The organism is Variovorax paradoxus NBRC 15149 (assembly GCF_001591365.1).
Lineage (GTDB): Bacteria > Pseudomonadota > Gammaproteobacteria > Burkholderiales > Burkholderiaceae_C > Variovorax > Variovorax paradoxus.
The window spans coordinates 269,346-282,456 of record NZ_BCUT01000002.1 but is presented as its reverse complement, the minus strand read 5'-3'; the positions used below and the strand labels follow the sequence as shown (position 1 = coordinate 282,456).

Sequence of the window (13,111 nt, the reverse complement as noted above, 5' to 3'; positions counted from 1 at the left end):
GAGCGCCGATGGAGCGCGGCGCCGGTCTGTGAGTTCCTAGGCGGCGACTGCAACGATGCTCGTGATGCCGTTGCGGGCCATCTTCGCATAGGGACAAAATCTTTCCGTGCTGCGCACCAGTTCTTCGGCCACGCATTTCTCGACGTCGGGCAAATGGATCCGCACATCGGCGGTGAGCACGAAGAGTCCGTCGACGGGGTCGCGCCCGAAAACGACGGACGCCTCCACGGTGGCGTCATGAACCGGAATCTTCTTCTTCGCGGCCAGCAGGTTCAACGCCCCATGGAAGCATGCGGCATAGGCCGCCGCGAACAGCTGCTCCGGGTTGGTGCCGCCACCGCCGCCTCCCAGCGCGGCCGGAAGCCGAAGCTCCAGGTTCAGGTTGCCGTCGTCGGAGCGCGCCACGCCCGAGGCCCGTCCGTGCTCCGCTTCGCCGCCGCTCACCGTGACGACGGTCGAATAGATCGGCTCGAATTCCTGCCCCTTGTACCTGTCGAGCAGCGTGACGGGAGGCGGTTGCAGCGGGCTGGATTGCGCGGCTTGTGCTGCAGAAACTGGGGTTGTATCTCTCGGCGTGGGCATTCCGGGCTTCTGTTCAATGGTGTTGCGCAAGAGCACGCTCAGGCGGCAGGGGCTTCGAGTTCGAAAGCCGCACTGATGATGAGACCCAGCTCGTCGCCGATCATCGGGAGCGCGGCGGTCACGCCGTAGTCGCTGCGGCGGATGCGGCCCCGGATGTCGAAGCCGACCGTGTAGACCTGCTTTGCCGGATTCATGCCGGCGCCGACGAAGCTCACGTCGAATGTGGCGTTGCGCGTCACGCCGTGCAGGGCGAGGGCGCCGGCCACCTGGAATGAATTCGCAGCCAGGGAAAGCGGCGCGGCAAAGTCGAAGGAGACCAACGGAAACCGCTCGGCGTCCAGCCAGTCTCGGCTTTTGAGTTCGCCATCCAGGATGGGGCTCGTGGTCCTCACGTTGGCGACGGGCACGGACACCGCGAGCCGCGTGTCGCTGCCGTGTGCCGACAGCGGAATGTCGAGCGTGCCGCAAGGGCCCGTGAATTCGCCGAAATAGGTCGAGATGCCGAAGTGCGACACCCTGAACAGCACCTGCGAATGTGCGGGATCGACGACGTAGCGTCCGCGGCTGATGTCGGCCAGGTTCGTCGAGGCGAGTGTGGAGAGTACGGAGCTGTCGGGCATGGCGTCATCAGGATGGGAGAGGAGGGCCGTGGGGCAGGAACCCCCGGCCGCATCCCGATGTGGCCGAAGGTGGTCTTTGTGTCAGCGTGCCGGCTTGGGCAGCGCGAACCAGGCTTCGAAGCCGAGCGCGCCGATGCGCGGGTTGGGGCCCGGCACTAGCGTTTCGTCCTTCAGCTCCGCACCGAAGTAGCGCGCGTGCACGTCCTGGACGACCTTGCGCGGATCGCTGGTCTTGGCGAGAAAGCGCTGCACCAGGTCGGACAGGCGAACGCGCTCGGGGCCGGCAATCTCGACCACGCCATTCACCGGCTTGCCCAGGGTGTAGTCGGCCACGGCAGTTGCGACGTCGTCCGATGCGATCGGCTGCACGAAGGCCGGCGAGAGGCGCACGGTGTCGCCGTCGGTGCCCGACTGCGCAATGCCGCCGAGGAATTCGAAGAACTGCGTCGAATGGACGATGGTGTAGGGAATCTTCGATTCGCGGATCAGCTTTTCCTGCGCGATCTTGCCGCGGAAGTAGCCGCTTTCGGAGAGGCGGTCGGTGCCGACCACCGACAGCGCGACGTGGTGCTTCACGCCGGCCACGGCTTCCGCGGCCAGGAGGTTGCGCCCCGAGGTCTCGAAGAATTCGAGCACGGCCTTGTCCTCGAACGAAGGCGAGTTGGCCACGTCCAGCACCACCTGCGCGCCCTTGAGGGCCTCGGCCAGGCCTTCGCCGGTGATGGTGTTGACGCCCGATGCGGGCGATGCGGCAACGACCTCATGGCCGGCTTCGCGCAGCTTGCTGACGACCTTGGAGCCGATGAGGCCCGAGCCGCCGATGACGACGATCTTCATGGTGATTTCCTTTGGCCCGCAAGGGGCTGGTTGGTTGGCGAAGGTGGTTCCCGGCGGCGCGGATCAGGCGAGCTTTGCCTTGTCCAGGCCGAAGACCTTGTCCGAGGCGCCGGGCACGCTCTTGAAGCCGATGTTCAGGCGGCTCCATGCGTTGGTGGACATGATGAGGAAAGTGAGGTCGGAGATTTCCTTCTCCGACAGCTGCGTGCGCACGCGCTCGTAGATGTCGTCGGGCACGCCTTGCTCGGGCAGCCTGGTCAGCACCTCGGTCCAGGCCAGCGCCGCACGTTCGCGCGGAATGAACAGCGTCGATTCGCGCCATGCGGCCAGGTGGTACAGGCGCAGCTCGCGCTCGCCCTGGATCCTGGCCTGCTTGACGTGCATGTCCAGGCAGAACGCGCAGCCGTTGAGTTGCGAGGTGCGGATCGACACCAGGTTGCGGATCGGCTCTTCGATGGCGCCTTCCTTGATCGCGTTGAGGAACTCGACGAACTTCTTGAAGAGTTCGGGCGATTGCTCGACATAGTTGACACGTTGGGTCACGACTAACTCCTGGAATGGGTGGCGGATGCCTGGACTCGGAACGGCTGAGTCATCCGTCTTGCGAAGACCGCGCAGACAGGAGGTAGCGTAGGTTGGAGAAGGTGCCGCCGGTAGCCATGTGCGGGGCTTCACGGTGTTGCCCAACGCGCAACAATCCGGCCAGGGACTCGGCATGTTTCCGAAATGGCACCAGCCGAAGGCGAAATCCGGCGCGGCTGCGTCCTAGAATTTTTTGGACGCTTGCGGCAATGCGGCGTCCTCCATTCACTTTCGGAAAGTCCATCAAATGATCAAGCACATCACCGTCATGACGGCCGCCTTCCTGGCCGCGGCGAGCGTCTTCGCGCAATCGGCGGAGAACCAGGCCGTCACCGACAGCAAGCCCCAGGTGCGGGCCCAGGCCAGGGTGGCGGCCAAGGCGCCAGGCAGGGCCGCCGTGGCCTCGGGCGACACGGTCAAGACCGCCGAAGGCGGCGCAATCGGAACCGACACGGCCGCCATTGCCGGCGAGAAGCGCCACCAGACGCGCGATACGCGCAAGCCGAATCGCCGCAAGCCCGTTCCCGGCGGCACGCCCGAGTGAAGCTGCGAATCGCCTGAGGCCCATCGCAGGAAGCCCGCCAGTCACTCACTGGCGGGCTTCGTCGCATGGGACCTTCAGGGGGCACTGGCTGCCGCAAGGGCGCGGCCGCGGACCATGTCTTCGATTGCGCGCAGCACATCGGCCGGCTCTGCGCGCTTCCGGATGTCCTCCTCGATGTGGGCGAAACGGATGCGGCCATCCTCATCGATCACATAGGTCGCCGGAACCGGCAACACCCACAGGCCGTTGCCGTTCAGGACGGGAATGTCGGTGCCCACCGAGCCGTAGAAGCTGACGAGCTCGGGCGGGAGCGTGAAGGCCAGCTCGAAGCCGCTGGCGGCTTCGAGGTTGGAATCGCTGAGCACGGTGAACGTGAACTGGTTGTCCTCGGCCGTACGCATCGAATGGTCGGGCGTCTGCGGCGAGATCGCCAGGAGCGTGGCGCCGAGCCGCGCCAGGTCGTCCGCCCGCTGGTGCCAGGCCCGCAGCTGGAGGCTGCAGTAGCCGCACCAGCCGCCGCGGTAGAACACCAGCACGAGCGGGCCCTTGCGCCATTCGTCCGACAGTCGGACCAGGCGGCCGGCACCGTCCGGCAGGGTCGCGTCGGGCGCAAGGTCGCCGGCGCGCTTGGCACGGGCGGCGATGCCCGTGGCGTCGAACACCGCATCGGCGGCGCTGTCAGACGAGCTTGTGGTCGACATAGCACCATCTCCAGGATTCGCCGGGCTCCGCGGACTGAATGACCGCATGGCCGGTTTCGTGGAAGTGGCCGGTCGCGTGCTTTCCCTGCGAGGAGTCGCAACATCCGACGTGGCCGCAACTGAGGCACATGCGCAGGTGGACCCAGCGGCCGCCGGAACGCAGGCATTCCTCGCAACCTGTGGTGGTTGGCGTGACCGGGCGGACCTGCTCCAGGTGGGGGCAGCCGGCGGTCATGCGCACACCTTTGCATGCAAGGGGGTGAGGGGGGCGGAATTTTTCATGGCGTTTGCAGGTTGTGTATCTACAGATCGAGCCGGATCGCGCCATTGCTGACATAGCGCGAGAAATTCTGGAAGGGAATGGCCGCCTGGCCGCGGTAGTTTTCGTCCTGCCAGCTGAAGACCGTGTCCATCCGCGAGACCTCGATCTCCACGAGGCCCCGGCGCACTTCGAGCTCGGCGCCGTCGCCTTCGCTGTACTCCACCAGCCCGACCACTTCGGCGTTCAGCGTGGTGGCCAGGTTGTCGCGGATCCGTTCGTTCAGGCGCATCAATTGATCGGGCGCGCTGTGCGCGCGCTCGGTGCGTGGCGCCAGGCCTTCCTCCATCACGAGGGCCGCATGCACGCCCTCGTCGGCATGCATCCGGCGAACGAAGGCCGTCAGGTTTTCGAAGCCGTGCAGCCCGACCTTCGTGCCGATGGCCCAGCGCAGCATCACGAAGTGGTACGCGTCGGCAATGGAGCGCCGGCCCGTGAGCCATTCGCGGCCTTCGAGCTGCGCGTCGAGCCGCCCAAGGTACTCGCGCACGTGGCCGCGCGCCGTGGCGGCCAGCTGCGCCGCCAGGCCGTCGTCCGGCAGATAGCGCTCGGGAAAGAAGATCGGCCTGAACGCCTTGTGCACATCGGAGTTCAGGAAGCCGAGCCAGCGCATGACCTCCGCCCGCGCGCGCGGCGAACCGTCGCCCGCCAGCTGCAGCTGCGGATGCAGGTCCGCGAGGTAGCCGAGGATGGCGACGTTCTCGCTCAGCGTGAAGTCGCCGTGCACGAGCAGCGGCACCACGCCGGCCGGGTTGAGCGCCAGGTACTCCGGCATCTTGATGCTGCGGCGGTCCATGCGCACCGCCTCGTAGGGCTGGCCGGACCACTCGAGCACGATGTGGTCGGCCAGTGCGCTGGCTCCGGGCATGTAGAAGAGTTTCATGGCAGAGGTCCTGTGTACTTGTGCCGGCCCCCTGTTGCAGGAAGCAAGGGATGCCTTCCACCCGCCGCGTCGCTGTGTTGCTGGTCGGATTTACGCGGGGACACCGCGCCGACGTGAGTCTGTCCCGTGCACGAACGGGTGGAAAGTGCACGCCTCATTACAGCCGCCTCGGCGATCTGACACCCGTCATCTTCGTTGCGGCGGGTGGAATGCAACCGGTGGGTTATTTCACTGGAATGAAGAACTCGGCACCCTTGTTCTTCACGAGCATGACGACGAACTTCGCAGGCTTGGTCTTGCTCGCGTTGCGGCCGACGGTGTGGATGTCGTCGGGGCCTTCGTAGAAGGTGTCGCCGGCCTTCAGCGTCACTTCCGTGCCGCCCTTCACGCCCATCACGATCGAGCCTTCGAGCACGTAGACGTAGCTGTGGGCGTCGTGGCGATGCACCGGATCGACGGCGCCCGGCGGATAGTCCACCGTGATCATCAGCACTTCCTTGCCGGGGATGTCCTTCATCTCCTGGGTCATCAGCGGCGTCACCTTGGCGTCCTTGGGCGTGCCGTGCGAAGCGGCGTTCTGGGCCGTTGCTGCGCCCGCGGCGAACAGCAGTGTCAGTCCGATGCTTCTTGCAATCTTGATCATGGTCTTGCCTTCTTTGATGCGATGGATGAATCGTAGGATCGGGTGGCACGGCGCGGTAGGCCTGTGCGATGGATCACGGTGTTGTCCGCAAGGCACCAATCGCGCCTTGGCTGTGCAGCCCGCGTTCAGGCCGGTGGCTCGCCTTCCACGGGCTCGAAGCGCGCTCCGCCTTCGAGGGTGCGGTGAACGGGGCATCGCTGCGCCATGTCGAGCAGCTGTGTGCGTTGCGCCTCGGTGATGGCGCCGTCGATCGACACCCGCCGGCTGAAGACGTCGGGCGGGGAGATTGCCTTGTCCTTGCAGTGGTTGACCGCGGTGCGGATGCGCGTGACCGGCCAGCCCTTGCTGTCGGCGTAGTGGCGCAGCGTCATGGTCGTGCAGGCGGCGAGCGCGGACGACAGCAGGTTGTAGGGCGTCGGGCCCGAACCGAGCCCGCCCACCGTCTCGGGTTCGTCCGCGAGCCAGCGCGAGCCGCCCGAGCGCAGCGCGAGCTGGAATTTTCCGAGGCCCGTTTCTTCTGCCTCAGCGTCCGCCGCAACCGGGCGGCCGGCGGGCGGTTCGGGCAGGTAGCGGTCCGCCCAGGTTGCGATGAGGCGCGCGACCTGCTCGGCGTCCTCGCGCTTCGACAGCAGGTGGTCCGCATCGTCGAGCGAGACGAAGCTCTTGGGATGCCTCGCTGCCAGAAAGATGCGCGTGGCGTTCTCGATGTCGACCGTGTGGTCCTGCGGCGCATGGAGCAGCAGCAGCGGCCGGTGCAGGGCCGCGATGCGCGCCCCCGGGTCATGCGTGCGCAGGTCGTCCACGAAGGCCTTGCCGACCGCCATCGGCCGTCCGATCACCTGGACCAGCGCCTGTCCCTCGGTCTGGAGGCGCGCAAGACCCGCGGGGTCCAGCAGGTGCAGCACCTGCGCCACATCGAACGGCGCGGCAATGGTCGCGATGGCGTGCGCGCCCGCAATGCGGTCCGCCGCAGCGAGCATGGCGGAGCCGCCGAGGCTGTGGCCGATGAGCAGGCGGGGCGGCATGCCGGCGGCCTCCATGGCGCTGGCGGCCGACACCAGGTCCTGCACGTTCAGCGAGAAGCTCGCGTCGGCGAAATTCCCCTCGCTGCCGCCCAGCCCGGTGAAGTCGAAGCGCAGCACCCCGATCCCCACGCTGGCCAGCGTCCGCGCGATGCGCACGGCCGCGAGGTTGTTCTTGCCGCAGGTGAAGCAGTGCGCGAACAGCGCCCAACCCCGCGGGATGCCCTCCGGCATTTCGAGGCTGCCCGACAGGCGGTGTCCGTTCCGGTTGAGGAATTCGAAGGGGCGGGTAGGCACGGAGCGTGTTCCTGGCGCTCAGGCTTCGAGCGCGGTCGAGTCGCGCCAGCACAGCGCCGAGAGCACGGCGCCTTCGCCGTCGATCTCGAACTCTTCGGGCAGCGGCCCGTCGATGCGTTCCAGTTGCACGGCGTCCGCCAGCCGCTCGCGCAGGTCGCGCGCCCACCGGCTGCCATGGGCCATCCAGGCGGGGCTGATCTCGTCGCCGTCTGGCGAGGGTTCCAGCAGCACGATGACGCGCAGCATGGGCTCGTCCGCCGCGCGGATCGCCCACAGGCGCCGCACGGCGGGCTGTTCTGCGTACCAGCGGGCAAGTGCGCTCGACGTGGCGCAGCCCGGTGGGGTGGCTTCGAGGGAAGAGGCCAGCGAGAGTCTCATGGCGTACCCCGGCTTACTGCGGCATGCTGCGCTCGGCGTCCAGCGCGGCTTGCACGCCGGCGTCGGCGTCCATCATCCGGGCGAAGCGCGCGAGGTTGTCCAGGCCCTGCATGTCGACCTTCTTGGCCGCCGACCAGCGCGAGAGCACGAACAGGTACGGGTCCGCGATGGACCGTTCGCCAGTCAGCCAGTCGCGCCCCTCGAGCTGGCCGTCCAGCCGCGCGAGGTATTCGCGCACATGGCCGCGCGCGTTGTCCGCAAGGAGGGGCGCCATCGCCGCGTCTTTGAGGAAGCGCTGCGGCGTGAAGATCGGCTTGAACGCCTTGTGCACGTCCGAGTTGAGAAAGCCCAGCCAGCGCATGACCTCGGCGCGCGCTCGCGGCGAGCCGTCGCCCAGCAGGCGCGCCTCGGGGTACAGGTCGGCCAGGTAGCCGAGGATGGCGACGTTCTCGGTGAGCGAGAGATCGCCGTGCGCCAGCAGCGGCACCGTGCCGCCCGGATTGATGGCAAGGTAGTCGGGCGACTTGATGCTGTCCAGGCTCATGCGAACCGGCTCGTGGTCGGCGCCGATCCACTGGAGAACGATCAGGTCGGCGAGGGAGCAGGCGCCGGGCATGTGATAGAGCTTCATGAGAGATTCCGTTAGATCGATGCGACGATGCTAGGCAGGCGTGCGCAGCAGCGGTAGGCATGCGCCGGGGCGCACCGTGTTGCCGCGGGCGCACCAATCGCGGGGCGGCGCGCCGATGCATTGGTGCGCGCAGGGCAACACCGCGGTCACGCCCCGGCACCTGGCGCCGCCGGCAGGGCGCTCCTACGATCCCCGGTGAACCCGACACCTGGAGCACGCATGCCATCGACCGAACACGGCGAGTCCGACGGCGACGCCGGCCTCCTGCGCCATTCACTGGCCGATGTGCACGGCCCGGCCCACCGACAGCCCCAGCACGCACATCGCCAGGCACAGCACCAGGCAGGCCGCGAGCGGCATCGTCCAGTTGCCCGCGGCTTCGTGCAGGAAGCCGACCAAGGTCGGGCCGACAGCCGCCAGCAGGTAGCCGATGCATTGCGACATGCCCGAGAGCGACGCGGCGAGCTGCTGGCTGCCCGCGCGCAGTCCGACGAAGGCCAGGCTCAGGATCAATGCCGATCCCATGCCCATGCCGAAGGCGAAGATCCACAGCGGCGTCAAGGCGGGCAGGGCCAGCAGGCCCGCCAGGCCGCAGGCACTGAGTGCGGGCGACGCGAAGGCGATCCAGCGCTGGTCGGGCATCCGGTGCAGCAGCGGCATCAGCAGCAGCGCAGGCACGGCCCCCGCCAGCTGCATCCACCCATGCAGCGTGCCGGCGCGGGCGCTCGAGAAGCCGACCTCCTGGAGGATCGAAGGCAGCCAGGCAATCGCCGCGAAGTAGATGAAGCAGGTGAGGCCCAGGTACCCCGCCACCTGCCAGGCCAGCGAGGCCTTCCACACCGACGGCCCCCGCGCACCCGTGGCAAGGCCGGGCGCCGACACCGTGCGAAAGCGCAGTTGCGGCAACCACAGCAACGCAGCGACGAGCGGCAGCACGGCCACGGTGCCCAGCGAGGCGGGCCACCCGGCACCCAGCGCATGGTCCAGCGGCACGGCCACGGCCGATGCGATGCCGGCGGCGGCGATCATTGCCAGTGCATAGCAGGCCGTGAGCTTCGCCACATGGCGAGGAAAGTCCCTTTTGAGCAAGCTGGGCAGCAGCACGTTGGCGACGGCAATCGCCCCCCCGATCACGCAGGTGCCCGCGAAAAGTGCCGACACCGTGCCGGCCGAGCGCACGCCGATGCCGGCGACCAGCAGGGCCAGCGACGCGAAGAGCACGCGCTCCAGGCCGAACCGGTGCGCCAGTGGCGCCGCCAGCGGCGACACCAGGGCGAACGCGAGCAGCGGCAGGGTGGTCAGCAGGCCGGCTTGCGAGGCGTTGAGCGCAAAGCTTTCGCGCACGGGTTCGAGCAGGGGCCCGAGCGTGGTGATCGGTGCCCTGAGGCTGGCTGCGATGAGCAGGATGCCGGCGATGAGGAGCGCGGCGCGGGGTGAGGAATCTGCCGTTTGTGAGGAATGCATGGAGGTCCGAAGTAATGCGCAATGCCACCGATGAATCTAGTGTCGATGCGCGGATTCGAATGCCTGCAGGCCGACTGAATATGCGCAAATCCGGTCAAGATGAACGCCTGAGCACGCATCGCCAAGGCGCCTGGACCTTCGAATTCGACAAGATGGAGGCGCGCGTTGCCGCCGTGCGGATTCGCACCGAGGCGCTCGCGGAGGGATTGCCGGCGCACCAGCATCCGCAGGGGCAGCTGGCGATGGTGTTGCGCGGCACCGTGGCCTGCGAAGTGCCGGGTGCGCTGTGGATGGCACCGCTGCACGGTGGCTTGTGGATCCCCGGGGGCGTGCCCCACAGCCTGCGCGTTTCGGCGGAGGGGAATGTCTGCTTTCTGTTCGTGGAAGATGCCGCCGCGGCCATGCCGAAGACCTGCTGCTCGTTGAGCGTCAGCCCCTTGCTGCGCGAGCTCATTCTTTACCTGGCCGCCTTGCCCGAGGGCGCGCAGCGCGAGCCGCAGGCGCTGCGGCTGCATGCCGTGCTGCTGGACCAGCTGGCGCGCATGCCGACCGAAGCCATGCACCTGCCGGTGTCGGAGGAGCCGCGCCTGCGCCGCCTGATCGATGCGCTCATGCGCGACCCGGCGGACCGCACCACCGCAGCGCAGTGGGCCTCGCGCCTGGCCATGAGCGAGCGGACCCTGACCCGCCTCGTGCAGCTTGAAACGGGCATGTCCTTCGGCCGCTGGAGCCAGCGCCTGCGGCTGATCGTGGCGCTGCAGTGGCTCACGTCGGGCCTTTCGGTGCAGCAGGTGGCCCATGGCCTGGGCTACGACTCGGTGAGCGCCTTCATCGCCATGTTCAGGAAGGCCATGGGCCAGCCGCCCGCGCGCTATCTTGCGCGGCGCCGCTAGAACCTGCGCGCGTACCGCAGCTGAATGAAGTTCTCGCCGGGGTTCGGGTGCTTGATGCCGGCGTTCGAGAAATGCTCGAGGCGCAACGCGATCTCGTGCTGCCGTTGCGCGCCGAAGCTGCGGCCGACCGCCAGGTGGGTGCTGAAGTTGAAGCTCGTCGAAAAGCTCTTCTGCCGGGTCCTGTAGACCGACGAGGTGGCGGTCACCCCCACCCCGGTTTCGAAGAACCACGGCGAAGCGCCATCCGCGGGGCGATAGCGCAGCACGGGAATCAACGCGAACTGCGACAGGTGCGAAAGCCCTGCCCGGTCCGTCGACTGGATCTGCCAGTACGCGTAGGAGGCTTCCAGATAGCTGCGGAGCTCGCCCGGGCCCAGCTGCCATCGGTAGGGGAGGTCCCAGGTCAGCCCCGCGGTCAGCGTGCGGGTCCCGTGCGCCGAGCCGAACTGGGTGAAGAGAGAGGAGGGTGGGTGCAACGGCGTGTCGGCGCGCGCCACCTGCGAAATGCAGGCGCCGATGCCGAGAAGGACCAGGGCCGCGCCATGTCGCTTGCGGCGCAGTTGCGGCAGCCGGAGGTTGAGGCGGAAAGTTCGATCGGACATTTGATTTGCGGATGCATCGAGCGGCAAGGGCCTCGCGGCGGCGTCGAATGCATGAAAGGCTCAGAGGTTCAGGGGCGATGCATGCCGGCCGATGGCGAGGCCCGGCCCACGGTGAATGCAAGCGCGGCATCGACAGGCGCAGCCGCCGGCGCATCTGCGGGCGTTTCGAAGCGCCCGCCAAGGCGATTGCCCGCCGGGTCTTCGAGGGTGCCGCGCGCGATGAGCCGGTATTCGCCTGCGCGCCATGGGGCATGCGGCGTGAACGTCCAGGTGCGCTCGCCGTCTTTCAGCCGGGCTTGGCCACTCACGCGCCGGCCCTGCGGGTCCGCGATTGCGATGTAGTCGGCGTCCCGGCCATCGATGGCGCCATCCAGCGTCACGACGAGCGCCTGCCTCGATGCGGCGCGCACGGACGACAGGCGCCATGCCGACACCGCCGGACCGCTCGTGTCCGCGGGCCCGACGCGCCAGTGCTGGATGGGACGGCCGTCCAGCGTCAAGCTCACATCGTCCCCGTCGACCAGGATCGGCCCCAGGACCTCACGCGCGTTCAGGCCCGTCTTGACGCGGCCTGGATGCATCAGCACGGTCAGGATCCGGCCGTCGGGCGACCAGAGTTCCTGCTCGAGAAACGGTTGCACGAGCGGCTTTCCGTCGGGGCGCAGCAGCGCGAGCCTTGGCAGCACCGGGCCTTCGATCCGCGCCGCGAACTCGATGGACAGGCGCAGCAGGTTCGCCGGCACCTGGCCGGCGGACGGCTGGACGCGCACCCTTTGCGCAGCCGCGGTGGATGGCGTGGGTGGCGCGGCGTGCGAGGCGCCCAGCGCCACGGCGAGCGCCGCGGCGCCGCACAGTCGGCAAAGACGCACGGCTTACTCCGACGCCTTGATCAGGTCCGGGAAGCCTTCGTCCTTCAGCAGCATGTCCTGCCGCGGCTTGATGTTCTGCAGCTGGAAGTTGTCGCCCTTGAAGCTGTACTCCGCGAAGGCGTATTCCGAGACATGGTCGGTCAGCCGGAAGCTCAGTTCCTTGCCGATGGACACGAGCTGCAGCGCGTCCTTCTCGAGCCGGCGGCGCACGACCACGAACGATTTGTCGTCCAGGTTGTCCAGCCGCAGCGTGCCGGCCAGCGGCGCCTGCATCACCTCGACGCCCGCGAGCTGCCCGAAGGGCACCTGCTTGTCCATGCCGGGCCGCGAACCCGTGGCCTCCAGCTGCGACACGGGAATGACGTTGGACACGCGGTCGAAATTGGCCAGCAGCAGGAAGTCTTCGGTCTTGCCCTGCTCGGTGCGCGAGTAGGAGACCATGTCGGCCGGCGTGTTGCCGTAGCCGAGTTCGGCGACGGTCTTGCCGCGGATATGCGCACCGTCCTTCAGGTCGTCCAGCGGGATCGTCACGAGCGGCGTGCAGGTGTAGGCGGCCACCAGGTAGCTCTTGCCGCCCCAGCTCGCGAAGCTCATCGCACGGATCGGGGCGCGGGTCTCGATCAGGTTGTGGCCCGCGTGGTAAATCTCCACCGAGGTGATCGACTGCTTCGCGTCGAAGGGGTACTTCACGCGGCGCAGCGTCGAGGCGAAGTCCTGGTTGGAGAGGCCGGCCACGAAGAGTTCGCCTTCGCGCCACTTCATGTCGGTGACGGTGAAGCTGCGCTCGGGCGTCTCTTTCCAGAAGCTGTAGTCCGAGGTGGGCGCGTCGCGCAGCGCGACCGACGTCGAGGCCGCCGCCTTCAGGTCGACGCGGCGCGCCTTCTTGTCGCTGGTGACCAGGATGAGCGCCGGCGTCTTCGCGGCGCCGTAGCTCACAGCCACGTACACCTGCGCGGTGCCGGGCCGCACGACCATGTCCTCGACCCTGACCTTGGCGCCGCCCACCTGGGCCGAGAGCAGGCTCTCCAGGTCGAGGATGTTGAACGCCGTGCCCGCCGGCTGCTGCTGCGCCGCCGGCAGCGAGATCGCGTGGACGCGGGCGGCTTTCCAGTCGGCAACGAACAATACGTTGCCGGGGCCCGCGGCAAGGCGCGAGATGGACTTCACATCCGCCGCGGCGGCGTTGAGGGAAGCGCCGAGGCCGCAGGCCAGGGCGATGGTGATGGTGCGCAGACGCATGGGGG

The 13,111-nt window shown here is 67.9% G+C and carries 17 protein-coding genes; 2 read left to right on the top strand and 15 right to left on the bottom strand.

The genetic code is table 11. The features are described 5' to 3' along the window. Nucleotides 1-36 precede the first annotated feature (36 nt). From VPA02S_RS16175 to VPA02S_RS16160, 4 genes are all read right to left on the bottom strand, one after another. Complete coding sequence (locus VPA02S_RS16175; RefSeq protein WP_062364786.1) at nucleotides 37-582, bottom strand: Ohr family peroxiredoxin; 546 nt, start codon at nucleotides 580-582, stop codon at nucleotides 37-39. A gap of 38 nt (nucleotides 583-620) precedes the next feature. Beyond that, a complete protein-coding gene (locus tag VPA02S_RS16170) occupies nucleotides 621-1,202 on the bottom strand; it encodes a YceI family protein (RefSeq protein WP_015865494.1) in 582 nt (193 codons plus the stop codon). A gap of 81 nt (nucleotides 1,203-1,283) precedes the next feature. Further along, entirely contained in the window at nucleotides 1,284-2,039 is a 756-nt protein-coding gene (locus VPA02S_RS16165) for an SDR family oxidoreductase (protein WP_018904426.1), read from the bottom strand. A gap of 63 nt (nucleotides 2,040-2,102) precedes the next feature. After that, a complete protein-coding gene (locus tag VPA02S_RS16160) occupies nucleotides 2,103-2,582 on the bottom strand; it encodes a carboxymuconolactone decarboxylase family protein (RefSeq protein WP_062364785.1) in 480 nt (159 codons plus the stop codon). A gap of 286 nt (nucleotides 2,583-2,868) precedes the next feature. Between VPA02S_RS16160 and VPA02S_RS16155 the strand changes: the two genes are divergently transcribed. Then, entirely contained in the window at nucleotides 2,869-3,165 is a 297-nt protein-coding gene (locus VPA02S_RS16155) for a hypothetical protein (protein ID WP_062364784.1), read from the top strand. Nucleotides 3,166-3,239: 74 nt separating this feature from the next. Here the strand turns inward: VPA02S_RS16155 and VPA02S_RS16150 are convergent, their stop codons facing one another. From VPA02S_RS16150 to VPA02S_RS16120, 8 genes are all read right to left on the bottom strand, one after another. Beyond that, nucleotides 3,240-3,866, bottom strand: a complete 627-nt coding sequence (locus tag VPA02S_RS16150) for a peroxiredoxin-like family protein (protein ID WP_015865490.1) — start codon at nucleotides 3,864-3,866, stop codon at nucleotides 3,240-3,242. After that, a complete protein-coding gene (locus VPA02S_RS31400; protein ID WP_015865489.1) occupies nucleotides 3,844-4,101 on the bottom strand; it encodes a UBP-type zinc finger domain-containing protein in 258 nt (85 codons plus the stop codon). Before VPA02S_RS31400 ends, VPA02S_RS16150 begins: the two co-directional genes overlap by 23 nt. A gap of 67 nt (nucleotides 4,102-4,168) precedes the next feature. Then, nucleotides 4,169-5,068, bottom strand: a complete 900-nt coding sequence (locus tag VPA02S_RS16145) for a glutathione S-transferase family protein (RefSeq protein WP_062364783.1) — start codon at nucleotides 5,066-5,068, stop codon at nucleotides 4,169-4,171. A gap of 223 nt (nucleotides 5,069-5,291) precedes the next feature. After that, nucleotides 5,292-5,711: a cupin domain-containing protein gene (locus VPA02S_RS16140; RefSeq protein WP_062364782.1), complete on the bottom strand. Its 420-nt coding sequence runs from the start codon at nucleotides 5,709-5,711 to the stop codon at nucleotides 5,292-5,294. A 125-nt stretch (nucleotides 5,712-5,836) separates the two neighbouring features. Further along, nucleotides 5,837-7,030 carry a bifunctional alpha/beta hydrolase/OsmC family protein gene (locus VPA02S_RS16135; protein WP_062364781.1) on the bottom strand — a complete coding sequence of 398 codons (1,194 nt, stop codon included), beginning with the start codon at nucleotides 7,028-7,030 and terminating at the stop codon, nucleotides 5,837-5,839. A gap of 18 nt (nucleotides 7,031-7,048) precedes the next feature. Beyond that, on the bottom strand, nucleotides 7,049-7,408 hold the full coding sequence (locus tag VPA02S_RS16130) for a hypothetical protein (RefSeq protein ID WP_062364780.1): 360 nt from the start codon (nucleotides 7,406-7,408) through the stop codon (nucleotides 7,049-7,051). A gap of 13 nt (nucleotides 7,409-7,421) precedes the next feature. Further along, nucleotides 7,422-8,039 carry a glutathione S-transferase family protein gene (locus VPA02S_RS16125; protein WP_062364779.1) on the bottom strand — a complete coding sequence of 206 codons (618 nt, stop codon included), beginning with the start codon at nucleotides 8,037-8,039 and terminating at the stop codon, nucleotides 7,422-7,424. Nucleotides 8,040-8,312: 273 nt separating this feature from the next. Next, nucleotides 8,313-9,503, bottom strand: coding sequence for an MFS transporter (locus tag VPA02S_RS16120; RefSeq protein ID WP_062364778.1), 1,191 nt, complete (start codon nucleotides 9,501-9,503; stop codon nucleotides 8,313-8,315). An 80-nt stretch (nucleotides 9,504-9,583) separates the two neighbouring features. Here VPA02S_RS16120 and VPA02S_RS16115 point away from each other — a divergent pair, with 80 nt between their 5' ends. Beyond that, nucleotides 9,584-10,396 carry an AraC family transcriptional regulator gene (locus VPA02S_RS16115; RefSeq protein WP_062364777.1) on the top strand — a complete coding sequence of 271 codons (813 nt, stop codon included), beginning with the start codon at nucleotides 9,584-9,586 and terminating at the stop codon, nucleotides 10,394-10,396. On the opposite strand, the gene VPA02S_RS16110 is transcribed toward VPA02S_RS16115, so the two are convergent. The 3 genes from VPA02S_RS16110 to VPA02S_RS16100 all read right to left on the bottom strand — a co-directional run bounded on the left by VPA02S_RS16110 (nucleotide 10,393) and on the right by VPA02S_RS16100 (nucleotide 13,106). Then, nucleotides 10,393-10,998, bottom strand: a complete 606-nt coding sequence (locus tag VPA02S_RS16110) for an acyloxyacyl hydrolase (protein ID WP_062364776.1) — start codon at nucleotides 10,996-10,998, stop codon at nucleotides 10,393-10,395. The two genes, VPA02S_RS16115 and VPA02S_RS16110, sit on opposite strands and share 4 nt — an antisense overlap. A 68-nt stretch (nucleotides 10,999-11,066) precedes the next feature. After that, a complete protein-coding gene (locus tag VPA02S_RS16105) occupies nucleotides 11,067-11,867 on the bottom strand; it encodes an Ig-like domain-containing protein (RefSeq protein ID WP_062364775.1) in 801 nt (266 codons plus the stop codon). Nucleotides 11,868-11,870: 3 nt separating this feature from the next. Beyond that, nucleotides 11,871-13,106 carry a hypothetical protein gene (locus tag VPA02S_RS16100; protein ID WP_062364774.1) on the bottom strand — a complete coding sequence of 412 codons (1,236 nt, stop codon included), beginning with the start codon at nucleotides 13,104-13,106 and terminating at the stop codon, nucleotides 11,871-11,873. Nucleotides 13,107-13,111: the final 5 nt, after the last annotated feature.